Raw genomic sequence first — 22,640 nt, 5'->3', positions numbered from 1 at the left:
GCGCGCCCCGTTTCACATCGATCCCTGCCGAAGCACGAACGGAGGTGCGTCATGTCGCGACCTAACAACCGAGCAAAATGGCCGTCCGCAGACCTCCTCGCGCGCGCGGTCTACGTGGAAGATGCTGGCCCCGTCCGCTTTGTCGATACAGACGCAGCGGCAAGATATCTGGCGCTCGATGCCCATACGCTCGAATGCTACCGATCTCTCGATACGGGGCCGGCATTCTACAAGTTCGGACGCTACGTCCGGTACGCGGTCGGCGACCTTGATGCCTGGGCGGAAAGCTGCCGACGTTCGACGACCGCTTCTCCGGAAGCACCGCGCATTCTCCCTCTTAATCGAACATAGGTTTGAGGCTATGTCTCTTGGAGGGGCACGCTCACTCTTCCTTCGAGGATGAGATTCGAGCCTTTGACCGAGAGTTCTGAATCGCGTTGGGGTTCGCACGCGGCGAAGGAAGCTTCTGAGTTTTGTAGATCGGGTTCAGCGTTAAGTAGTCTTGGGGGGAACGGAAAATGTCGACTTACGTCGTTTTCGATGGCGATAACGACCAATGGGCTTACCGGTATGTCCGGGGGTGGCATGCCAACCCCAGAATACCGTTCCAGTTCGTGGACTCTCATGATCTCGACAACATGACGTCGCGTGCTCAGAATGAGGATTACGTAAAATCGAAATTGCGGGAGCGAATGCGACAATCGACAGCAGTTATGGTGTTGATTGGAAACTCGACCAAGAATCTTTTCCGCTTTGTAAGGTGGGAGCTAGAACTCGCGTTGAGCTTGGATCTGCCGATTATTGCCGTCAACCTCAATGAAAGCCGCGTACAGGACAGTTTGTGCCCGCCGATCATTAGGGATCATTGTGTTGTACACGTACCATTCAAACTGAAGGCCATAGAACATGCTATAAGACATTGGCCAACTGAATTCCAACATTTGAGCCGCACCGAAAGGGCCGGGGGAGCACGGCACTACGGCACGGATCAGTATCGTAGCTGGGGCCTGTAATTTAACGCGGAGGGGACGTCGATTTTCAATCTTTTGATGTTTAATGCTGATTGGCCATCGGGAAGAGTCACTGTGCCGATCGGCCGGATGTTCGAATATACGGAAGCGCATATCGCCGAACTATTCAGATTGAACAATACGCCACTTCTGGACAAACTTACGGCTCTGCCTTGTCTCTTCTGCGAAGAGGGGACCGGCGATGAGTCCGCGTATGTCGGGCAGATAAACCGGGCGCGCATCGTAGGGGGCGAAGTCTCACTCGAGGTAAGCTTTGACCCCGACGTTCCTCCCCTAACAAACTCGCTGCTTTATGATAGCCGGGCTGAACTGGACATGCCCCGAGATTTCGAATTCTCTCGCAACCATTGGGCCGTGAAAGAGGTCGACTTGTACCGCTTTTTACTTCGCCAGGTACGCCCCCGGCGACAGCGGCCAACGGTCTTCCCATTGGCCGAGCATGAGAATTTAGACCCCCATCTTGCATCCGCCATGATGCCCTTCGATGCGGCGTTTAATCCTGTTTTTGATGCTATCCGAAACGCTGCTCAAGGTGTCGGACTTCGTTGCCGACGGGCGGACGACATCTGGGAGAATGCGTCAATTATTCAGGATGTCGTTTCCCTGATTGATCGTTCGCGCATCGTGATCTGTGACTGCTCAGGTCGAAATCCGAATGTATTTTACGAAGCCGGGATTGCACACACCTTAGGTCGAGAGGTCATCCTCATTGCACAAAGCGATCACGATATCCCGTTCGACCTGCGCCATCTCCGATATGTGCGCTACCTCAACAACGACCAAGGTCGGGCCGAGTTGTCCGCGACGCTACTAGCCCGCATGCAGACAATCATCGGCCATTAGCTGGACGTATGCATCATGCAAATCGCAGGTGGACTATATCGCGAATTGTGCGAAACGCCGAAGTGGAACGCACAGTTTGGCTCGGGCGGGCGCGCGGCGGCAGCCGTCAGTGCTCTTTCGCCAGGGAGCACTCTTCACACCTATGCACGGGACGAGAGCAGCCCGGGAGCGGACGAACTGTCGGACCTCGGTGTGCGGCTATCCCGCACCCATTCCGATATTGCGATCGCATTTGCGTACTTCCACCCACTGTCTCAACCACACATCGAGCCGCGACCTGGGTCATTTCCTCAGCAGCCTCCGATACATGTTTCGGGAGATGTGGTCCTGAGATTCGGGTTCCTGGAAGGATCTGCCATCGTGCACGCTGTCCGCGCGATTTACGATCCTCAGACAGCTGTCCGTCCTGAGCCATTTGGAGCCAATGGCTCGACAGCGAAACGGCTTGCTTTGGTTATGAATGAGCTAGAGCTCTGCCGCTATGCGGGTTGCACCGACTTGGCGACTGCCGCCGCGAAAGCCATGTCGCATGGCGATCGGGTGACTGTGATAGTCGTAAAAAGAGGGGTGCGGGGGGTCACCGTCTTTGAGCGTCATGCCGAACCTAATACCATTCCCGCATATTATTCATCTCGGGTCTTCAAGATCGGAACAGGGGATGTCTTCAGTGCCGTGTTTGCATATCATTGGGGCGAAGCCGGAACTTCCGCGGCCGAAGCCGCGGACCTCGCCTCCCGATCGGTGTCCGCCTACTGTGAGACAATGACCCTTCCGGTGCAAACCGACTTGCTCAGTAGCCGCGAGCCCATAACAGGGCAGGCACCAAACCGGATTGTTCTGCATGGCTCAACATCTACAATCGGAAGGCGGTATACGCTTGAGGAGGCGCGCTTCCGCCTGAAAGAGCTTGGTGTTGAAGTGCTCTCACCTCAACTCGATGAGGTCCCAGATTCATTCCTCGAAAATGCACCTTCACTTCTAGTGGCGGACGGATTGAGCACAACGGAAATTCGACGACTCTGCGCAACGCGATCTCACCAAAATATTGTAATACTGGACGAGGAGCAGCGGTCCGATATCGCTGCACTCTCCGATCTCGGCGTTACGATTGTTCCCGACTTCGCCTCGTCTTTGTACCGAGCTGCCTGGCCTCGTGCATCTTGCCGTAGCCTAGACAGTTGCGGCGACGCATAATTTGTGAGACTTCTGATTCACTACTCTGGGGGGAGTAATTACGTATGTCAGACGTCTACATAGTCTATTCACGAGAAGATGTCGGACAGGCGGAGAGATTAGTAAAAACACTTTCAACCCGATGGGATGTTTGGTGGGACGATAAAATCGTCGGCGACTTCTCGACCGTGATCGAACGTGAAATCCAGAATACAAAATGCGTCGTTCCGCTCTGGTCGCCGACAGCTAAGGACAAGAGTAATGTAAAGGACGAACTCCGCTTAGCTGAGCAATATAATATTCCGATTATTCCCGCTAAGATCATTCCGACAAATGCGCCGTACGGCTTTAACGGCTATAGTGCGGTTGATCTTCTGGGCTGGACCGGAGAAGACGATCATCCTGGTATCCAGCACCTGATGCGCAAGATTTCGACTGTCGTCCCGCCGAGGATGGCGCCAACCCGCCCATCAGCCATCGCTGCGGGTAGAGTCCCCCTTCCGAGCTTGTTCCTCTCCGTGTCATCACACGAGACACAACTCGTTCCTCTCGAAGCTCTTAAGGCTCTTCGTCTCTTCGGTACATCGACGGTCCTTGTCTCCGCCTACGACCTGTTTCCACCCCGCCGCCCTCGAGGTATCCAGCAGGAGCTGAAGCGTATCCGCGCGCAAGGCGGATTTGTCCTCGTCGATTCAGGCAATTATGAAGCGACGCGACGCGACGACGACAGCTGGAAGCCCCAAGATTTCGAATTGGCGCTGGAAGGGATTTCACACGATTGGGTGTATTGCTTCGACGAGATGGATCCGTCGAGGGACAGAAAGCGTGCGGTTGGGCAAGTCATTGCAGCGGTCGAACGAGACAGGAAGTTCACCAAAGCCCCCGTCCTTCCAATCATTCATGCTCCCGCCACTAGGTCGAAAGGGTACGATCTTACTATTCTCCCCGAGGTCGTGCGGGATGTCGCCGACCAGCTCCAGCCACCGATGATCGCGCTGGCGGAGCGCGAGTTGGGCCGAGGGCTGATCCAGCGCGCACAGACCATGAGGCGCGTCCGGAACGAGCTTGATCGCTTATCCTTTTATCAGCCGATCCATCTCTTGGGTACGGGAAATCCATGGAGTATAGCGATCCTAACGGCAGCTGGAGCAGACAGCTTCGATGGGTTAGAGTGGTGCCGGGTTGCCGTTGACCGACAGCAGCACAGATTAAATCACTACCAACATTTCGATTTTTTCGCATACCAGGCGCAGATGGCGGCTTCGGCCATCACTGTTTCTGCGCTCTCCGACGATAATATAGACTACGCAGGTAAAGTTGCCTTCCATAATTTGGACTACTATCGGGAGCTAACCCACGACTTGCAGGCTGCCGCTTCAACAAATCGCTTAGAAGCATTTGCCGTCGGCCTGTTGGGCCAATCCAATTCAAAACAACTTAGGGATCAAATGCCGGATTTGTTCAGATGAGAAACGATGCTGCCAGGCTGGAGCACGCCGTTGCCGCAATATGCCCGGAGATTGAAGAGCGGGCTAAGCGCTCTCAGAGTGCGCTTGACGAGCGAAATCTCTGGTGGGAACTCTCATGCTGCCTGCTCAGCAGTCAAGTACCGTATGGGCTTGCCGTAGCCACCGCCGATGCTTTGGATAAACGGCAGCTTCTCCTCAACACATCGGCACCCCGGGCCGAACTCGCCGATGAAATCCTCGGGGTTCTCCGTCAACCTGTACTGGTGAACGGCAGCCTTCGAAATTATCGCTTTCCTCGATCAAAGTCGATGCAATTGGCCTCTGCGCGCGAATCGGTCTCGCAGGAAAGCGGGGACCTGTGCTCACTCGTGCATGCCTTCGGAGATGCGGCAACCGCTCGCTCGTGGCTTGTGTCGAACGTAGCTGGAATCGGGCCAAAGCAGGCGAGTATGTTCCTGCGTAACGCAGGTATCAGCTACGATCTCGCAGTCCTGGATCGCCACGTATTGAACTACATGACGATTATTGGACTCTACACAGGGGCCGGCCGAGCCATCTCGAAGCTTTCACACTATCACATGCAAGAAGATAAACTGATTTCACATGCAAATAGGCTCGGATTTGCAGTCGGCCTTATGGATTGGGCGATCTGGATAGTGATGCGGGTTGCGGGTTCTCAAGATACGGAGCGCGCGTTAGCATGAGCATTGTCACTCTCGTTTCCGGTGGGCTTGATTCCACGCTGGTCGCCTACCTCGCAAAAGAGGAAGGGATTCAGCAATATCCGATTTTCATCGACTATGGGCAGCGATCCCGCGATCGAGAGCACGCGGCTTGCCGGTCAGCGATGGCCAAGTTGCAGCTACCAGATTTGGAGGTGGCCGACCTGTCGGGCTATGGCCGCCTCATTAAGTCCGGGTTGACGGACCCGAACCAGCGAGTGCTGGAGGATGCGTTTACTCCTGGTCGAAATCTCCTCTTTCTGCTTGTAGCAGCAGCCTACGCATTTCAGCGCGACGCCGATGCGATATCGATTGGACTCCTCCATGAGGAAACCAGCCTGTTTCCTGACCAGACATCGGCGTTCTTGCAGGAGGCGGAGGCAATGATCGCAAGGAGCATGGGGCGTGAAATAAAGGTCCTTGCACCGCTCTCGTCGTTCCACAAGCAGGAAGTCATCGAACTCGCGACGCTTAAAGGCATCGAGGGCACTTATTCCTGTCATCTCGGGGGTGAAACACCTTGTGGAGCGTGCATAGCATGTAATGAATTCAAGGCTGAGGGGGTCTGATATGGGCGGCGGGAGTAGCGGGAGCTGGAGCAGGTTAGGCGACATTCGGTCCCTGGAGGAGAAAGCCAAGGCGGCGCTTCAGGGCGGCAAACGAAATGTCTTTATCAGTTTTGCAACCGAAGATATGGACGAGGTCAATCTTCTGCGCGCGCATGCGAAGAACGAGAACAGTGATATCGAGTTCAACGATCATTCTGTTCGCGAGCCCTACGACAGCGAACGCGCAGAATATATCAAACAAAAGATCAGCGAGCGGATAGAGCGCTCATCTGTTTGTGTCGTCTACATCTCCGACAATACTGCGCAAAGCCGTTGGGTGACTTGGGAAGTGGAGACCAGCCTCGCTCTTGGGAAAAAGGTGGTGGCGGTTCACCCCAAGGGGGGCGCCCCACGGCAAAATCCGCCTTGGGTGGCGAAGCACGGCGTGAAAGTCGTCCAGTGGAATCAATTGGCCGCTGAACTGAAATAGCCCGGAGATCCGTCGATATGACGCCTGATAGTTTTCCCGCCCTGTACCGCTCGGCAGACGGCTCCGCCGCCGATGCCCAGTCCACCTATCTAAGGCTTATTCGGCTGCAGTACCTTCTGCTCACTGTCGCAGCGACGATCTCTATTTGGTTTGGAGCGTCTCCTGATCTATACATCGCTTATGCGTTAGTTCTGGCCGCCTCTACGGGTCTCCTACTATATATGGCAGTCCAAAAACCTGAGAAAGAGTGGTACGGGTGCCGAGCGCTGGCGGAGTCGATCAAGACATCAACCTGGCGTTACATGATGCGAGCTGAGCCATTCGAAGATGCCCCGAAACTCTCAACAGTAGCAGAGAAATTCTCGGAGTTTCTGAGGGCGATTCTGGATGCCAACAGCCACGTCCGCGACTCGATAAGCCGTCGGCCGGTAACCGGCGATCAGATCACCAACGAAATGAATGCGGTTCGTGCTCTGCCTCTCGCAGAGCGTGTTCAACGATATAATACTGACCGGATTACGGACCAACGCGAATGGTATGTAGCAAAGGTTACCTGGAATAGGCAGCGTTTTCGCCTATGGATATTGATATGCGTCCTCGTTCAAGGTGCCGCAATCGCTTTAGCTCTCCTCCGAATCCGCCATGATCCACCATGGATGATTTGGCCAACCGAACCTTTGCTGGTGATAGCGTCTTCCGCCATAGGTTGGATCCAACTGAAGAAATTCAACGAACTCGCTTCTGCCTACAGCCTCACCGCCCACGAGATCGGCATCTTGCAGACGCGGCTTGGCACGATTGACAGCGAAGAGAAGTTTTCTGCCTTCGTAAATGAAGCCGAGCGAGCGTTCTCTCGTGAACATACCCAATGGGTTGCCCGCCAGATCGAGAATGCGCCCTGATTTGATCATACGCCAACCGATCAGCGAGTGAGTTCATTGGCGAATGCGATGCAGGCGAAAAAGTTTGTCGAAGAAATCCTTGATCTTCGCTTCGGCGCCGTCACCGACCAGTTCATTTGCACCGAACCGATAGACCTCATATCCCGCAAGGCGCAGCTCGCGGTCGGCCGACACCATATCGGCATAGACCTTCAATGAAGGAAGGTCGTTTTCCGAGAAATGGTGCTTACCGTCGACCTCAATCACGACGCGCTGACGGCTGGGTAACAGAAGCAGGAAGTCCATGCGTTGACGCGGCAATGGAAGCCGGTGACGCAGGGTTTTTACGACGGCAGGATCATAGTGAAGGTAGACCTGCGGCAGCAGCGCGGGCAGCGCCTCGCCGAGGGTAGACCGATAAGCCTTGAAGTAGGCCGCGAAAAGCTTGCGTTCCGCATCCGAGGCCAGGGATTCCTGGAGACGCGCTCCGAGTCTTGCGGCATCAGCACCGGGCGTAACGTCGCCCCACCAGGAAACGAGTTCCGACCACAGAAGGCCGCTCGCGCTGATCGGCCGGTCGTAGATCAGGCAGCTCTCTTCGCCGGACAGAATGACGATGTCGTTGTTGATCGCATCGGCGAAGCCGATTTCCGGCTTCGGTCCTCGTGACGCAAAGATCAGGTTTTTCGGCCGGCCGCCAACCCCCCGCACCAGAGAGCGGAAACTGAAAAGCGGATGGCCGGATACCTCGCCATCCTGCGCAAGCTCATATCCATCCCGCGCGAGCACCCTGTTCAACGCTTCGACTGTCTTCGTCTGCTCATCACCTGATCGGGAAAGGGGGTGAACAGCTTGTTCGAGCAAGGCGCCGAACCTGGCCCTGGAACAATCGAAGGCCCCGATTTCTCCAAACAGTTGTTCGACCGACCAATCGCCGGGATTGTGATCCATGTGCCGGGCGATGCGGTCGCGCAGGCTCTGGCCTTTGCTGCCAAAAAGGGCTTCGAATGGTGAGGAAAGCGGGAAGTAGCTCTCGACGACCTCCACGGTGCTACGCTCGCCGGCGAGGTCGTTGCCGAGAATCCGCGCGACGTCTCGTCGTGTGATCTGCGTCAGCGGTGGATCATCAGCCTCAAGCACCTTGCGGCCCGCCTCATCAAGCGGGATGTCGCTGCGAGCAGCAGCGAATTTGAGCGCCAGTCGAGCCAAGTCCGCCTGCGTGAGGTTTTCGAGCGCAAGTTCGATACGCTGCCGTTTTGAGAAGCCCTCTGGTGCCGGCACGACCAGCCCAGCGACCAGCCCCGGCTCCTGACTCATTTGGGCGTGGCTCATCCCGTGCAGAATTCCGAAGATAAGCCGATAAAGATCATCCGCCACGCCCGGTCCCTCTCAGGATCACACGCACAAATGCAAACATCCGCGTAAACAGATAATCCACCTGATCCAGAGAGGTCAGGGTTTCTTGGGTCGTCTCGGAATGACGAATGCGAAAGCTGTTCCCTATGGAGGTCAGCTCAGCGGCCTCCCGCCCAAGGGCTTCCCGGAATCCAGAGTCCGGCGTGGCGACACGGTCCAGCATCGCTTCGGCCTGAGCGCGCTTGTTGGCGCCGGGTTCCAGTGTCTTCAGCCGTTCAAAGGCATCCCACAGTTTCTCCAGCGCGTCCTGCCTGTCTTCAGGTTTGGGCGATAGAAACCGTTGGCGAGCGGCTTCGAGCAGGCGGTCCGTCTCCGCATCACCGGTATGAAACATCGCCCAACCGAGAACATCGGCGACCGGCTGTGGGAGAAGCCGGCGGGCCTGTCCGCTCGATGTGAGTTCATACGCAATCGCGTTCCGGCGAAACAGGAGGTTTACGTCGGCTACGAACCGAGCAAGGCCGCCGTCCCGGTTCCAGCTCAAGTGATGGTGACCGAAGTAGGAATGATAACTGCCTTGAATCGGCTCGCCGACGGCGCTGGCGCAAAACTCGAGCAGATCGAGGATCACCGGCGTATCGGGCACTTCGTTCACAGAGAACGGCCATTCGATCCACGGCACCTCGGCGCCCAGCACCCGGCTGAAGGCTTGGACGTCACATCCGCACGGACCATTCCCGTCGGGGCACTGTTCCGGAAAGCGAAAGCCAAACGAGCCATCGCCAATCCTCGTCTCGATCAAGGTGAAAAGACCCGCCCACAGACGGTCACCAATGACATCGATTGTTGCAGGGCGTGCCCCATATTCACGATCCGTAAAATAGCTCGACACCCTATCTCCCATCATCACTTCGCAGCACGGTTGGCTCGCCCGGCGATGTCCGCACATCGCATGATCAGCGCCTCGAAGGGTTCCGCGTCGTCAAGCAGCAACCCATCCTCGACCATGTGCGCATAGTCCGTTGCCAGCGCAGCGCGCGCATCTCCGTCCGGCACGAGTTGCAGCTTTCCACCGACGGCGGCTTCGTAGTCGATAACCTCGCCATCAACCGTCTTCGCCCCGAAGAACATGGTTTTGTGGCGGGCAACCGCGTCGGCGAGCTCACGATCCGATATTGCGGCGTTGGCGACCCCCGCATCATCCAGTCGGACGACATCGTGCCAATGACGGGCGAACCGATCGCCCCGCAACCGGCCCTCGAGGCAATAAACATGCATTGCCGTCGCTTTCTCCCAGAAGGTTCGCTCGGCATGCATGACCCGGGGACGAGCCGTTGGGAATTCGACGCCGTCGACCAATCCGGCCGCGTCGCATACAACATCGCGCGGGCTGGCCGGCTCCCCGGTCGAGCGGGCGCCGAATTCCAGCATCACGCTCGGAGCCACATAGCCCGATCCCGAAGAGGTCGCCTCATAGTCGATGAACAGCTTGTCGCCTTCGGCCCTGAACGTTGCAGGCAACGACTGCGCGTCGATCGCGCGGGCAAGGAGAGGTCGGACTGTTCCGTCGACCCATTCTGGCAGCCGGTGGCGGACTGCCTTCGACCATCGCTTCTCCTCACTCCGGTTTTTCGGCAGGCCCTCGCCGTTTTCGCCCACCAGGTCGGGGGCGATGGCGCGGATGTCGTAGGTGAGATCCACGTCCTCGGAAAAACGCCGGATGACGTGATAAGCCTTTGACAGTGATGTGCCGCCCTTGAACACGAGATGTTCGCCGAAATTTGACCCGAACAGCGTTGCGAGAGTCCAGACGACCCACACGTCCTTTTCAAGCAGATGGGCCGGGCGGCCGGATCGATCGGCGGCAACGGCAAGAGCCTCGCGCCGATCGTTCGCTGACAATGTGACGAAGGCTTCAGCCATGAGCGACCTTGCCGACCGATCTGGCGAGCCAGCTCGGTAGTTGCGGCGCGGCCGCGACAAGCTCGCCGAACGTAGAAGACGGCAGCTTGTGTTTCAGCGTCTTCAAGGCCGCTTCCGCCTTCTCCGGTCCCAGCCAGGCGAGTGCGCGCACGGCCTGCCCGGCAGGGCGATCGGCCAACGCCAACTGCCAGCGTGGCGCATGGCGCAGCTCAATAGTCTGCTGGCCCAGAGTCATGGTCCGGCTTCGGCCCGAGGTCAGATAGACCGACCGGACCGGTACTTGGGTCGTGAGCCCGAGCGCATTGGCAGCCGCCGCTCCGTTCGACACGATGATTTCACCACGCTGCGTCGCAAGGGCTTCAACGGCTTTATCGACGGAGGGCGCGCGAACGCCGAACCGGCTCGAAACCGGACGTAGGTAAACGCCGCGCCCGGCCCGTATCAGCCGGCCACGTTCTGCCAGTCGCGACAATGCCTGGTCCAATGCGGGGCGGTTGCCGAGATGGAGCAGGCTTTTCGCGGCGATCGGAGCGCCCTCGGGCAAACCCTCGGTATGCGCCAGAATCTGTTCGGTCAGTCGCTGCATGATAAATCTCCTGTCAGAAATATACGCAGTTTTCTGACAGTTTTCAATCTATGTGGGAACGCCATGACTCATGTTTACGCCCGCTCCCCGGACTGTCGCGCGGAGTCAGGGATGTTCGAATTATCTGCGGTCGGGGCGCTAGTCCCCCACCCGTCTCGGCAATTACAGACCCTATCGTCACCGCAGCGGCGAAAACCGCTCGGTTCCGCCTGGCTCGAAGCGCACCGAAGCGATGGAGGCCGGTCATGTCCGATAGAGCAAAGCCGGATCGCCGCTGGCCAACGCCGGACATCCTCAAGCGCGCCAGGTTCGTCGACGAGGCGGGACCAGTTCGTTTCGTCGACACTGAGGCGGCGGCGCGCTACCTCGCCCTCGAAGCACATACGTTGGAGTGCTACCGCTCGCGAGGAGGAGGCCCCGCCTATCATAAGTTCGGCAAATGGGTCCGCTATGCAGTCGATGATCTGGACGCTTGGGCTAAGAGCTGCCGTCGCACCACGACGGTATCGCCAGAACCGCCCCGCATCCTTCCCATTGACCGGATATAGGTTCTAACCTATATGGAATGGGAGGTCGAATTCCACTCCGCCTTCGAGGCTGAGGTTCTGACTTTTGAGCGTGATGTCCGGGTCGCGTTGATCGCCGCCACCAAGCTGCTGTCCGATTACGGACCGCAGCTTAGCCGGCCTCACGCCGACACGCTCAAAGGATCGAAACACGCCAATATGAAGGAGCTGCGCTTCGAAGGCAGCGATGGCGAATGGCGTGCGGCCTTCGCTTTCGATCCCGAGCGCAAAGCCATCGTTCTTGTAGCGGGTGACAAATCGGGCGTCAGTCAGAAGCGCTTCTACAAAACGCTGATCGCAAAGGCGGATCTACGGTTTTCCGAGCATCTGGAAAGCCTGAAATCCGCAAAGAAGGGCAAATGAGATGGGTCGGAGCCTGAATGACATCATTGCCGCGCTCCCTGCCGAAGAGCAGGCAGCGATCGACGCCCGCTATCAGGATTTGAAGCAGGAAGTCGAGGGCCTTCGCGAGTTGCGGCAGATTGCGGGTAAGGCCCAGGCTGAGATCGCATCCGCGCTCAACATCAAGCAGCCCTCGGTTTCTCAGATCGAGCGACAGACCGATATGTATCTCTCCACTCTCCGCAGCTATGTGGAAGCTGTGGGGGGAGAGCTCGAATTGACGGTCAAGCTGCCGCAGCGGCCCGCATTGCGGATTCACCAGCTCGGCGATGCCAGCGCTCCTCCACAGATAACGACCCGCCGTCCTGGCACGCGCGCGCAGATGGGCGGTCGGCGTGGGCGCTAGTTATCCGACGAGAATCATCCTGGCGTTTCGAAGCGGCGGCGTCTGCGCCTTTCCGAAATGCGGCAAGCATCTCACCTACGACGCCCAGGTGGGAGACGACACCTATGTCGGCGAGGCGGCACATATTCGGGGTGAAAAGCCGACCGCCGCGCGCTACGACGCCTCCATGACCGATGCGGAGCGCGATAACGTCCGCAACCTTATCTATCTCTGCACCGACCACCATACGATCATCGACAAGGTCGAGGCTGATTGGCCCACCGCGACGTTGCAGCAACTGAAGGAAAGCCACGAAGAGCAGGTTCGCCAGGCGATGGAGGCGGCTTTTGCGGACGTTGCCTTTCCCGAATTGCAGAACGCTGTGTCGTGGGTCGCCAGCCAAGCTCCTGTAGGCAATGGATCGTTCGATCTCACCGCGCCCGACGAGAAGATCAAGAAGAACGCTCTATCGAACGGATCTCGGCATATCATTGCTGCCGGTCTGACCTCGCGAGCTACCGTTGGCGACTATGTCGAGGCCGAAGCGCAGCTCGATCCGGACTTTCCCGAACGCCTGAAAGCCGGCTTCCTTGAGGAATATTACGCGCGTCGGAAGGAGGGCCATAAGGGCGACGAGCTGTTCGAGCTGATGTGCGCCTTTGCCCAACGCGGGTTGCGTCGGCAGGCGGACAAGACTGCTGGTATCGCGGTGCTGATCTATCTTTTCGAAATCTGCGACGTGTTTGAGAAATGATTCTTCCGACCAAACATATCCCGCAGAACGAGGCGCTGATCGGTGTCGGCGCGACGCTGCTTGCCCACCTCAGCATGCCCATGACCGTCTCGGGCCTTTGGGAGCGTCTGCGCACGGAGCCGAACGTCGGAACTTTCGAGCGGTTCGTGCTGGCCTCGAATCTCCTCTATCTCATCGGCGCCATCGACATTCGAGACGGCCTCATCGTCAGGACCGCCTCATGATCCGAGCTGTTCGCGCCAATCACAAAGGCTTCCACGCCGCTCTGCTTCAGCCAGGAGTCAATCTCATACTGGCCGACCGATCCACCTCGGCCGGCGACAAGGACACGACGAACGCACTTGGCAAATCGACGCTCATCGAGATCATCGACTTCTGTCTCGCAAGCAATACCTCACCCGGAAAGGGACTTCGCATCGAGGCTTTGCAGGGTTGGGCATTCACGCTGGAGCTTTCCCTGTCCGGCCGCGACGTCGCGGTAACGCGAGCCACCGACACGCCCGGTTTCTTCGCGATCGAAGGCGCGACCGACGACTGGCCTGTCCGCCCGACCCCTAACAAGGAAGGCGTGCCCGGTCTCGACGCGAAGAAATGGCGAGCGGTCCTCGCCTGGGCGCTGTTCGGCATCAGCGAGTTGTCTGCCGAGTCGGGCTACAAGCCCTCGGCGCGGTCGCTGCTTTCCTATTTCGTGCGTAACCAGACAGCCGCGTACAACATCCCCTTCAAGTATTTCGATAATCAGAAGACCTGGGATATCCAGGTCCACAACGCATTCCTTCTCGGATTGAACTGGGAGAAAGCTGCGACCTGGCAGCAGCTCAAGGATCAAAAGAACGCACTCGATGCGCTCAAACAGGCGATCAAGACCGGAGCGGTCGACGGCGAACTGGCGTCCCTCGGTGAACTCGAAGCCGAACGCCTTCGCCTGTCGACACAGCTCGAACGCGAGCGCGATGCTCTCTCAAGCTTCCGCGTGCTTCCCCAGTACCGTGAGATCGAGGGCCAGGCGAACGTCCTGACCGGCGAAATCCACGGCTTGGTCAACGCCAATATCGTGGATAAGCGCCGGCTCGATCGCTACCGCGACTCGCTGGTCAGCGAAGATGTCCCGACCGAAGACCGGCTGGAAGCTCTCTACGGTGAGGCGGGCATCGCCCTGCCTGGCGCCGTCAAGAAGACGCTGGAGGATGCGCGGGCTTTCAATGCGCAGATTATCGCCAACCGCCGCGAGTTCATCGCCAGCGAGATTGCCGCGCTTGAGGCTGCTGTCAGCGAGCGCGAGACGAACATAGCGACTCTCACGGATCGCCGTGCCGGCTACCTTAGCGCGCTTGCCGGACAGGGCGCGCTGGAGGAACTGACGCAGCTACAGGAGCTGCATGCCGCCACCCGGCTGAAGGTCGATGAACTGACCAACAGGATCACCCAGCTTCGCCAGATGACCACGAAGGCGGACACGATCAAGGTCGAGACCGTGGAGTTGAAGCGAGCGACAGCACTCGATTATGAAGAACGGCGCGCACTCTGGTCACAGGCGCTCAGCCTGTTCTCTGAATTCTCCGAGAGTCTCTACAAATCGCCCGGTCGCCTAGTCATCGACATCGATGATACGGGCTACAAGTTCGACGTAGAGATTGCCGGTAGCCCGAGCGAGGGTATCAGCAAGATGAAAATCTTCTGCTACGATCTCATGCTGATCTCATTCGCGCGGCAGCGCGGTCTCGGGATCGACTTCCTGATTCACGACAGCACGATCTTCGACGGCGTTGATCCCCGTCAGCGAGCCCACGCGCTCGAACTAGCGGCAGCGATGGCCGCAAAATACGACTTTCAATATATCTGCACCCTCAACACCGACATGGTCCCGGTCAGCGACTTTTCGCCGGGCTTCGACTATGAAGCGCTCGTTCGGCTGCGTCTGACGGATACCGACGCGAGCGGTAGTCTGCTCGGATTCCGGTACTGATTGGGGGGCGCACATGGTCGGGTCTGGCTCTTCATTTTCGGAACGCTTCGGTTGCCACCGCGCCCATTCCGGGGGCGCACGCTCACGGACGGATATGGGCATATCGGAGAAATTCGCGTGAAAACGCGCGATTTTAAGTGAATGAAGGTAATTTGGTCTATTCAGTTGTGTATCTTAGGGCCTCGCAAATCGGAGTACGATCTACGTGACGCGGCACGGTTTTACATCAACGACGCGCCATGTCATCGCTTCCAGGGCAGGCTATCGTTGTTCCTATCCGGGCTGCCAGAAGTTGACCCTCGGGCCAGCGGTCGCACCTGACCAGTACGAGGACACCGGCTTCGCCAGCCATATTCACGCCGCCTCTCTTCGTGGCCCCCGTGGGCAGGGCGGGCTAAAGCCTGCGCAACTAAAACACGCATCCAATGGTATTTGGATGTGCGGAGCGCACGAGAACCTGATCGACAAGAAAAGCGGCGTGCGCTTTCCCGTCAATGTGTTGCAGAGCTGGAAAGCGCTCCACGAATACCGCACATCGTTTGAACATAGCGGAAATCAGGCAGCTTTCGGATTCGTGCGAACTCTAAGGCTTGAGCGTTCACCGCTCTTCACGCCCGGCACGCAGATCGATTTCGCCAAGACCACATTTCTAATCGGGCCTAATGGCAGTGGCAAATCCGCTATTTGCGAGTGGGTGAGCATACTTGAGGCGAGTGACAATATCCGGCGTTGGCTCGCAAACAACAACGTCCACTACGATATCATATTCGACGCCCCCGCCGAACATCGGCTCTCCGTTCAAACAGAAGGCATCCTCACTCTAGACCTTGATGGAAAAACGGTTAGCCGAAACCACGCCCGATCAAGCGCGGTTTATCTAAGCGGACGCGGTGACAACCGCATTGTGTGCGATCTTCGTCGAATCATGGACTTGCTCCAGATTGATGAGTTCGCGTTGCGCAGCTTGGGCACTCGCGTATCCGGTGATTTCGTAAAGAAAGTGGAATTTGTCCAGCGGACGCAGCAGGAAGACGACGAGGACGAGCTTCAGAGAGATGATCTTGACGCACCTGTCTACGTGTTGGAAAGTCATCTGACCAATGGTCGAGTGATGAGGTTCGAGCAATTATCGGGTGGCGAAAGGGGGCGCGTTCTACTTGAACTCGCGATGGCGCTAGCCCGTGAAGGAACCCAATTCGGGCCGACGCTGCTATTGGTCGAGCTTAAGTCGCTTGGAATGGATTGGGGTGCTATCCAGCCCTATTTGGACTTCTTCGGCAGTCCCGAGTGCCTATACCAAACTGTCTTGACATCTTGGGAACTACCCAGCGACGTCGAGATGCTCGGCTGGCAGATCTACATGGTGGACGGACGACCAGGAGAGAAAGGGACAGTAGTCGCATCACCGCGTGCGTGACCCAAGAAGTTTGGGTTCATCGCCTCTCTCAGTCTGCTGCAACCACCGACGACCACCCTGTCGGACAACCCTTTCGTCCTGGTCAGAAATCGACAGACCAGACCTCTATCCCATTGCGTTCGAACTGCGGTCGGCGTTCGTTGCCGGGGAACAAGGGTGACATGAAGAATACGTACTTATATCGCTCCATGCGAGATGCGAGCTTAACAAGATCGGCTGCCAGCTTGCCGTTGTTGCGTGGATTGACAGCCGCAAAGGTCTCGGCGCCGACATAGCCGGCTTCCTCACTCATGATGTCGAGTTCAAGCGATGCGTGCGCGCCAGGGGCGAGCCGAAACCCGCTCACGTCTGGATGTAGGTTCAACAATTGGCGGGCAGCCGCGATGGCGACGGCGAAGGTCCAAGTCTGATTGATTTGCTCGATCAGATTTAACGGCCGATCCTCGAGGGGATGGAAGCCAATTGGATCGAACTTCATCCGGCGCAACAGGTCCAGCGGGTCCCCCGATTGCGACGCCATCCATTGTTGAGCCCGTGCGGCAGAGGCTCGCACCATCTCCATCAAATTATCCGTCTCGACGGCGGTGCGGATGACAATATCCTTCGTCACTCTCGCATAACCTTTTCCCAGGTGTGAGCGCAGTAGCTGCACAAACCGGGATAGTCTGGATTGTACTCATGGACCGTGATGTCGGCACTGCATCGACTGCACTCGCCACCGATCGTTTCCTTACATGCAAAGCAAATGCTCATTTCTCCATTCTCGACATAGGCGTCGGCGCTGCATTCGGGGCATGTCGCGATCGGTGACGAGTCACCGTTCTTGGCGGCATAATAGGCGTCGATCTCGTAGCTCGCCGACACGACCATCTCAGCAAGCTGCCGCTGATCGTACTCATGGCCACACTGGAAGCATTTGGCATCGGCCGCTTCGCTCTCGATATTGTCGCGGTCGGTCTGACCGATAAGAGACGAGCCACAATTGGTGCAAGACATACGATCCAGTTGCCCGATCTCACCGGGCCAATTCAGGCGCAGAAGGCTGTCCATGCAGCTCTTCTGGACCTTATTGAAGGCATTCGTCTCTTCAAGGATTGTATCCCAGACGTCCGCCAAGACGTCTTGCGGATCTTCTTTCAGCGTCTCCAGGAAGTCGATAACCATCGGAAATGAGGCGGCGATCGCCTCCTTCAGCGCTCCAACGGGTTCGGCCAGGTGATAATGCTCAAGATTGTTTCGGAATCGTTGCAGCTTTTCGATGTTCACGTCAGGCCAGGACAAGCCGAATTTCTTGAATCGGCTCTTGAGCTGGGCGAGATCTACCGTCGCATAGCCGACAACCTCATGGTCAACGCCGCCGTCACCATCGGGGACGGGTTCGAATTTCGCGCCGATGATCTCCATCGGATCGGCGTCAGGGGCGGCACGGACGAGGCATTCCTTGCCCAGTAACAGCACGCCCGCATAGTAGTTGCGCGCCGCACTCAACATGCGCGCGTCGGAACCCTCTCGGAAATCTTCGATACCGAGCACAATCGAAGTTACCGCATTCTCAAATATATCCGCCATGCCCCCGCCAACAGCTCCGAAACTTCCACAAATCTACCCTAGACTCTTCAAGGAAAGGCGTCACCTCGGCCGGGAAGCGGTCGAGCGCACTATCGCATGTTGGAGAAGCTGACGGCCGCTTTCGTCGTCGGATGCCGCTGTCATAGTGGCGGATGGAAGCGGCGATGGGGCTAGTCGGCACCCTTCCGCACCGTCTCGACCGAGAGGGAGACTTGCTCCAGCGGCCGTAATAACTCGGCCTCCGGTTTCGTCAGCCATAGCCAGGCCGCCCAATCTTCCGGCCGCAGCACCACGATCTGCCGGTCGTGGATCGGCTTCACGTCGGGACCGGGATCGGTCGTCAGCATGGCGAAGGAGGCCGGGTGATTGCCCTGCGCCTCGCGCCAGATGCCGGCGACGGCAAGGAAGGGCGCTCCGTTCAGCGTAAAGCGGTGCTTGGTCTTCGGATATTTCGTGCCGGTGAACTCGAAGAAGGCCGAGGCCGGGACGAGGCAGCGATGGGTGTTGGAGAAATCGCGCCCTTCCGAGCGGAAGTTGAACACCGGGCCGCCCTCGGGCCGGTTCGACGGCAATCCGAAATTCATCCGCTCCAGCTCGACCTCGCGGTCGTTCGCCGTCGCCCGCATCACCGGACCCATCTGGTTGATGCGGATGTCGTCATGTTCGGGAAGGTCAAGGTCGCTTTGTTGCGTCGGAATCCCAAGCTCCAGCGCCTGCATCATCCTGCAATACTCGACCCATTTCACATGCTGTTCATAGGCGTTGCACATGGATGGCAAGATAGGGCGGGACCGGAGCGATTTCGAGGCTGGCGGTCCTTCGCGATTTCCGGCGGTCCGTATCTATGCTTTTGCATTTATACGCTTCCACGGTTTTACGGTCTTGCGGGGGAAAGCCTTCCCCCTGGTCGGCACTTCGTTGCCGACACACCCCCTTCTGCGGGGAGACCCCGCAACGCCCCCCGAGAGTGAGAGTGCGGACGGGGTTTGCCGTGACGGGTTGAGGGCTGGGAGAGAGGCTCCCGGCGCCCGTCGCGGAGAACCGCGATGTCCAGACGTGACCGCACCCCTCGCGCCGGCTCGGACCGGACGAACCTCTATGACGAGATCACCGGCAAGATCATCGCCGAGCTCGAGGTCGGCCGCTTCCCCTGGGTCCAGCCCTGGGGCACGGCGTCGGCGAAAGCGCCGCTCGGCCTGCCGAGGAACGCCGCCACCGGCCGCAGCTACAGCGGCATCAACATCCTGATCCTCTGGGGCGCCGTCGTGCAGCACGGTTTTCCCGGTCAGGGCTGGCTCACCTACAGGCAGGCCGCCGCGCTCGGCGGCAATGTCCGCAAGGGCGAGCAGGGCACCACCGTCGTCTATGCCGACCGCTTCGTCCCAGAGGACGAGAAGCGCCGGGCGCGCGAGACCGGCGAGGAAGCCCAGGCCATCCCCTTCCTCAAGCGCTTCACCGTCTTCAATGCAGCGCAATGCGAACGGCTGCCCGACGACATCACCGTCGCGGTTCCGCCGCCGCCCCCCGGCCTGATCGAGCCGAGGGTCGAGGCGCTGATCAGGGCGACGGGCGTCGACTTCCGCATCGGCGGCGACAGGGCATTCTATGTACCGGCCGACGACTATGTGGTCGTGCCGCCGCCGCAAGCCTATTTCGAGCCGATCAACTGGCACCGGACGGCCCTGCACGAGCTGGGTCACGCCAGCGGCCATCGCAGCCGGCTGAACCGCGATTTCTCCTCCTCCTTCGGCACGAAGAAATATGCCTTCGAGGAACTGATCGCCGAGATGAGCGCCGCATTCTGCTGCGCGTCGCTCGGCATCGTCCCGACCGTGCGCCATGCCGACTATATCGGCTCCTGGCTCGACGTGCTGCGCGAGGATTCCCGCGCCGTGGTCCGCGCCGCCAGCCAGGCCAGCAAGGCGGCCGACTGGATATTGTCCTTCGCCCCCGATGACGGGCTGCGCCCGGTGGAGGCCGAGCCTGACAGGCGGGCGGCGTGATTGACCGCGCGCGACTTCACGCCGCTCTCGTGCGCATGGAAGCCGGCCTCGCCCGAAGCCGGGACAATCTCGCGCTGGCCGAGCGCGCGGTATGCCGCCGGGCCGAAGCCGAGGCGATCCGCCGGCGGCCGAAAGCGCGGCACTACCATCGTGCGATGAGCCGCTGGACCGGCGCGGACGAGGCGGAATACCGCCGCATCCTCGACGATCTGCTCAAGGCGTCCGGTCCCGATCTCGACCGGCTTCGTCGCAGGATCGTCCGGCAGGAGGCGGCGATCGACACGCTGCGGCGGAAATACGGGGTGGACGCGCCGCGGCCGTCGCTCCCCGCCCGGTGAGGCAGGCGCCCGCATCGGCGTTCCAGAGAGTGAGAGAGGGGATGGGGATTTCGTGACGGGTTGATAGCGGAGAGAGAGGCTCTCGGCGCCCGTCACGGAGTACCCCACCATGGCCCGAGCTGCCAAGAAGAAGCCCGCCCTCGCGATGATCGAGTTCTCGCGGTCGCGCGACATTCCCTTCAACCGCATCCATCTGTCGAACGACAATGTTCGCGAAGTCGACGCCGATGCGGGCCTCGATGAGCTTGAGTTCGATGTCGAGCGCCGCGAGGACCTGATCCTCGGCATCAATGTCCGCGCCGTTCTCGACGCCGACGGCAACGAGACCGGCGATTTCGAGACCCCGGCCGGCGGTCGCCGCTACCGCGTCATCGCCCGCCTGGTGGCAAAGGGTCGCTTCCCCGAGGACGGCCTGGTCCCCTGCCTCGTCAAGAAGGCCAATGCCAAGACCTCGGCCGTCGACGACTCGCTGGCCGAGAACACCTTCCGCGTCGGGCTGCATCCGCTCGACCAGTTCCGCGCCTTCAAGCGGATGGTGGATGGCGGCATGACCCACGAGGAGGTCGCCAGCGCCTACTTCACGACGACGCGCTATGTCGAGCAGCGCCTGGTGCTCGCCAAGGTCTCGCCCAAGCTGCACGAGGTCTATGCCGCGAACGGCATGACGCTCCGGACGCTGGAGGCGTTCACCGCCCATCCCGATCACGAACGCCAGGAGCAGGTTTGGGATGCCGTCCGGCAGTCCCACAACAAGGAGCCCTGGCAGATCCGGGAAATGCTCACCGAGACCGAGGTTCCCGCATCCGACAAGCGTGCGCGCTTCGTCGGCCTCGACGCCTATCTGGCGGCGAGCGGGTCTCTCCTGCCGCGCTATCTCTTCGACGATGACGAGGAGGGATGGCTGGAAGACGTGCCGCTTCTCGACCGGCTGGTCGGGGAGAAGCTGAAGGCGGCCGCGGATGCTGTGGCCGCCGAAGGCTGGAAGTGGGTCGAAGCAGACCTCGAACTTCCCTACGGCTATGACCACGGCCTGCGCGGCGTCGTCGGCACGCCGGCGGAACTGTCCAAGAAGGAGCGGCGCGAACGCGAGAAGCTGCGCAGCCAGCAGGAGCGGCTTGAGGCCAAGTACCCGGCCGATCAGGAGCTGCCCGAGGACATCGACCGGCGCCTAGGCGAGATCGAAAGGCAGCTCGAAGCCTTCGAGCGCCGCCCGACCGTCTATGATCCGGTCGAGATCGCCATCGCCGGCGCTTTCGTCACCGTCGACGAGGACGGCGAGCTTGTCGTCAATCGCGGCTGGGTGCGCCCCGAGGACGAGCCGGTCGAGACCGTCGACACCGAAGGCGTCGAGCCGGATGCCGGTATCGACGGCGAGGACGATGACGATCTCTCGCCCGAGGGACCGCGCACCGTCATCGCCGTCAACGGCCGGCCGGTCGAGCCAGAGGAGGACGTGGACGTCATCCGGCCGCTCCCCGAAAAGCTGGTGATCGAGCTGTCGGCGCATCGTACCATCGCGCTGCGCAACGCGGTCGGCAGCAATCCCCATGTCGCCATGACGGCGCTGCTGCACAAGCTCGCCCGCGACGCCTTCAGGCGATCCACCCATGGCGCGACCGTCCAGGTCTCGGTTCACGAGGTCTTTTGCGGCAATCAGGGAACCGACCTGAAGACCACGCCCTATGCGAAGGCCGTGGACAAGCGCCACGCCGCATGGAAGGCCAAGGTGCCGACCGACGACGATGCGCTCTGGGACTGGCTCGTTGCGCTCGACGACGAGAACCGCATGGCGCTGCTGGCGCATTGCATGTCTCTCGGGATCAACGCGCTCTACGAGCGGCCCAATCCCATGAGCGCCACCGGCATCTCCGAAAGGCAGCTCCAGGCGCGCATGGCGGAAGCCGACCGCCTGGCCCGCGTGACCGGCCTCGACATGGCGGAGGCCGGATTCCGGCCGACCGTCGCGAACTACTTCGGTCGCGTGACCAAGCAGCGCATCCTCGAAGCCATCGCCGAGGCCGTCGGCGAGAGCACCGCCAATCTCCTCGACAACCAGAAGAAGGACAAGATGTGGATGGCGTCCGAGGCGGAGGAGCGGCTGGCGAATACCGGCTGGCTCCCGGAACCGCTGCGTCTCGCCAGCGAAGAGCCCGCGATCGAGGGTGCAGCCGAAGAGGACGAGCCCGACGTGGCGCTTCCCGACTTCCTCGCCGGCGACGACGAGGCCCCCGAAGCCGGCACCGGCGAAGATCCGGCGGTGCTCGTCGCCGCCGAATAG

At 59.5% G+C, this 22,640-nt stretch carries 25 protein-coding genes; 18 read left to right on the top strand and 7 right to left on the bottom strand.

Annotated features, from left to right (window positions below):
• The first annotated feature begins 518 nt into the window (after positions 1-518).
• From ShzoTeo12_RS14525 to ShzoTeo12_RS14495, 8 genes are all read left to right on the top strand, one after another.
• The gene (locus ShzoTeo12_RS14525) at positions 519-1,013 is read left to right on the top strand and encodes a TIR domain-containing protein (RefSeq protein ID WP_024896892.1); all 495 of its coding nucleotides are present in this window, start codon (positions 519-521) and stop codon (positions 1,011-1,013) included.
• Positions 1,014-1,100: 87 nt separating this feature from the next.
• Positions 1,101-1,874, top strand: a complete 774-nt coding sequence (locus ShzoTeo12_RS14520) for a hypothetical protein (protein ID WP_199777866.1) — start codon at positions 1,101-1,103, stop codon at positions 1,872-1,874.
• Between the two features lie 15 nt (positions 1,875-1,889).
• Positions 1,890-3,068 carry a carbohydrate kinase family protein gene (locus tag ShzoTeo12_RS28260; RefSeq protein WP_003497300.1) on the top strand — a complete coding sequence of 393 codons (1,179 nt, stop codon included), beginning with the start codon at positions 1,890-1,892 and terminating at the stop codon, positions 3,066-3,068.
• Positions 3,069-3,112: 44 nt separating this feature from the next.
• Positions 3,113-4,516, top strand: a complete 1,404-nt coding sequence (locus ShzoTeo12_RS14515) for a toll/interleukin-1 receptor domain-containing protein (protein ID WP_003497299.1) — start codon at positions 3,113-3,115, stop codon at positions 4,514-4,516.
• A complete protein-coding gene (locus ShzoTeo12_RS14510) occupies positions 4,513-5,220 on the top strand; it encodes a hypothetical protein (protein WP_024896894.1) in 708 nt (235 codons plus the stop codon). Before ShzoTeo12_RS14515 ends, ShzoTeo12_RS14510 begins: the two co-directional genes overlap by 4 nt.
• Positions 5,217-5,807 carry a 7-cyano-7-deazaguanine synthase gene (locus ShzoTeo12_RS14505; RefSeq protein WP_024896895.1) on the top strand — a complete coding sequence of 197 codons (591 nt, stop codon included), beginning with the start codon at positions 5,217-5,219 and terminating at the stop codon, positions 5,805-5,807. Before ShzoTeo12_RS14510 ends, ShzoTeo12_RS14505 begins: the two co-directional genes overlap by 4 nt.
• A gap of 1 nt (position 5,808) precedes the next feature.
• Entirely contained in the window at positions 5,809-6,276 is a 468-nt protein-coding gene (locus ShzoTeo12_RS14500) for a TIR domain-containing protein (protein ID WP_024896896.1), read from the top strand.
• Between the two features lie 17 nt (positions 6,277-6,293).
• Positions 6,294-7,178 carry a DUF4231 domain-containing protein gene (locus ShzoTeo12_RS14495; RefSeq protein ID WP_024896897.1) on the top strand — a complete coding sequence of 295 codons (885 nt, stop codon included), beginning with the start codon at positions 6,294-6,296 and terminating at the stop codon, positions 7,176-7,178.
• A gap of 33 nt (positions 7,179-7,211) precedes the next feature.
• Here ShzoTeo12_RS14495 and ShzoTeo12_RS14490 read toward each other — a convergent pair whose 3' ends face one another.
• Genes ShzoTeo12_RS14490 through ShzoTeo12_RS14475 form a run of 4 tightly spaced genes read right to left on the bottom strand, consistent with a single transcriptional unit; the run spans position 7,212 to position 11,022 of the window.
• Entirely contained in the window at positions 7,212-8,534 is a 1,323-nt protein-coding gene (locus tag ShzoTeo12_RS14490) for a hypothetical protein (RefSeq protein ID WP_003497293.1), read from the bottom strand.
• Positions 8,524-9,405, bottom strand: a complete 882-nt coding sequence (locus ShzoTeo12_RS14485) for a hypothetical protein (protein WP_024896898.1) — start codon at positions 9,403-9,405, stop codon at positions 8,524-8,526. Before ShzoTeo12_RS14485 ends, ShzoTeo12_RS14490 begins: the two co-directional genes overlap by 11 nt.
• 14 nt (positions 9,406-9,419) lie before the next feature.
• Complete coding sequence (locus tag ShzoTeo12_RS14480; protein ID WP_003497288.1) at positions 9,420-10,436, bottom strand: nucleotidyl transferase AbiEii/AbiGii toxin family protein; 1,017 nt, start codon at positions 10,434-10,436, stop codon at positions 9,420-9,422.
• Positions 10,429-11,022, bottom strand: a complete 594-nt coding sequence (locus ShzoTeo12_RS14475) for a DUF6088 family protein (protein ID WP_003497286.1) — start codon at positions 11,020-11,022, stop codon at positions 10,429-10,431. Before ShzoTeo12_RS14475 ends, ShzoTeo12_RS14480 begins: the two co-directional genes overlap by 8 nt.
• 245 nt (positions 11,023-11,267) lie before the next feature.
• On the opposite strand from ShzoTeo12_RS14475, the gene ShzoTeo12_RS14470 reads away from it, so the two are divergent.
• From ShzoTeo12_RS14470 to ShzoTeo12_RS14440, 7 genes are all read left to right on the top strand, one after another.
• Complete coding sequence (locus tag ShzoTeo12_RS14470; protein ID WP_024896899.1) at positions 11,268-11,570, top strand: helix-turn-helix domain-containing protein; 303 nt, start codon at positions 11,268-11,270, stop codon at positions 11,568-11,570.
• Positions 11,571-11,582: 12 nt separating this feature from the next.
• Entirely contained in the window at positions 11,583-11,951 is a 369-nt protein-coding gene (locus tag ShzoTeo12_RS14465; RefSeq protein WP_003497284.1) for a type II toxin-antitoxin system RelE/ParE family toxin, read from the top strand.
• A gap of 1 nt (position 11,952) precedes the next feature.
• Positions 11,953-12,336 (top strand): XRE family transcriptional regulator, encoded by a 384-nt coding sequence (locus ShzoTeo12_RS14460; RefSeq protein ID WP_003497282.1) that lies wholly within the window; start codon positions 11,953-11,955, stop codon positions 12,334-12,336.
• A complete protein-coding gene (locus ShzoTeo12_RS14455) occupies positions 12,326-13,069 on the top strand; it encodes an HNH endonuclease (protein ID WP_003497280.1) in 744 nt (247 codons plus the stop codon). The genes ShzoTeo12_RS14460 and ShzoTeo12_RS14455 overlap by 11 nt, the downstream gene beginning before the upstream one ends.
• Positions 13,066-13,293 carry an ABC-three component system middle component 6 gene (locus tag ShzoTeo12_RS14450; RefSeq protein WP_003497278.1) on the top strand — a complete coding sequence of 76 codons (228 nt, stop codon included), beginning with the start codon at positions 13,066-13,068 and terminating at the stop codon, positions 13,291-13,293. The genes ShzoTeo12_RS14455 and ShzoTeo12_RS14450 overlap by 4 nt, the downstream gene beginning before the upstream one ends.
• Positions 13,290-15,035 carry a DUF2326 domain-containing protein gene (locus ShzoTeo12_RS14445; RefSeq protein ID WP_003497277.1) on the top strand — a complete coding sequence of 582 codons (1,746 nt, stop codon included), beginning with the start codon at positions 13,290-13,292 and terminating at the stop codon, positions 15,033-15,035. The genes ShzoTeo12_RS14450 and ShzoTeo12_RS14445 overlap by 4 nt, the downstream gene beginning before the upstream one ends.
• Before the next feature lie 205 nt (positions 15,036-15,240).
• The gene (locus ShzoTeo12_RS14440; protein ID WP_003497275.1) at positions 15,241-16,452 is read left to right on the top strand and encodes an AAA family ATPase; all 1,212 of its coding nucleotides are present in this window, start codon (positions 15,241-15,243) and stop codon (positions 16,450-16,452) included.
• 82 nt (positions 16,453-16,534) lie between these two features.
• Here the strand turns inward: ShzoTeo12_RS14440 and ShzoTeo12_RS14435 are convergent, their stop codons facing one another.
• The 3 genes from ShzoTeo12_RS14435 to ShzoTeo12_RS14425 all read right to left on the bottom strand — a co-directional run bounded on the left by ShzoTeo12_RS14435 (position 16,535) and on the right by ShzoTeo12_RS14425 (position 18,791).
• Positions 16,535-17,062, bottom strand: coding sequence for a hypothetical protein (locus tag ShzoTeo12_RS14435; protein ID WP_003497274.1), 528 nt, complete (start codon positions 17,060-17,062; stop codon positions 16,535-16,537).
• Entirely contained in the window at positions 17,059-18,021 is a 963-nt protein-coding gene (locus ShzoTeo12_RS14430; protein ID WP_003497272.1) for a hypothetical protein, read from the bottom strand. Before ShzoTeo12_RS14430 ends, ShzoTeo12_RS14435 begins: the two co-directional genes overlap by 4 nt.
• A gap of 170 nt (positions 18,022-18,191) precedes the next feature.
• On the bottom strand, positions 18,192-18,791 hold the full coding sequence (locus ShzoTeo12_RS14425) for an SOS response-associated peptidase (protein WP_003497270.1): 600 nt from the start codon (positions 18,789-18,791) through the stop codon (positions 18,192-18,194).
• A gap of 276 nt (positions 18,792-19,067) precedes the next feature.
• On the opposite strand from ShzoTeo12_RS14425, the gene ShzoTeo12_RS14420 reads away from it, so the two are divergent.
• The 3 genes from ShzoTeo12_RS14420 (at position 19,068) to ShzoTeo12_RS14410 (ending at position 22,640) form a co-directional block, all read left to right on the top strand.
• Positions 19,068-20,024: an ArdC family protein gene (locus tag ShzoTeo12_RS14420; protein ID WP_003497268.1), complete on the top strand. Its 957-nt coding sequence runs from the start codon at positions 19,068-19,070 to the stop codon at positions 20,022-20,024.
• Complete coding sequence (locus ShzoTeo12_RS14415) at positions 20,021-20,362, top strand: hypothetical protein (protein WP_003497267.1); 342 nt, start codon at positions 20,021-20,023, stop codon at positions 20,360-20,362. The genes ShzoTeo12_RS14420 and ShzoTeo12_RS14415 overlap by 4 nt, the downstream gene beginning before the upstream one ends.
• Positions 20,363-20,471: 109 nt before the next feature.
• Entirely contained in the window at positions 20,472-22,640 is a 2,169-nt protein-coding gene (locus tag ShzoTeo12_RS14410) for a ParB/RepB/Spo0J family partition protein (protein ID WP_024897972.1), read from the top strand.

This window comes from Shinella zoogloeoides, assembly GCF_033705735.1.
In the GTDB taxonomy this organism is placed as follows: domain Bacteria; phylum Pseudomonadota; class Alphaproteobacteria; order Rhizobiales; family Rhizobiaceae; genus Shinella; species Shinella zoogloeoides_A.
Note: the sequence above shows the minus strand (reverse complement) of the source record. Positions and strands in the feature narration are given on the sequence as shown.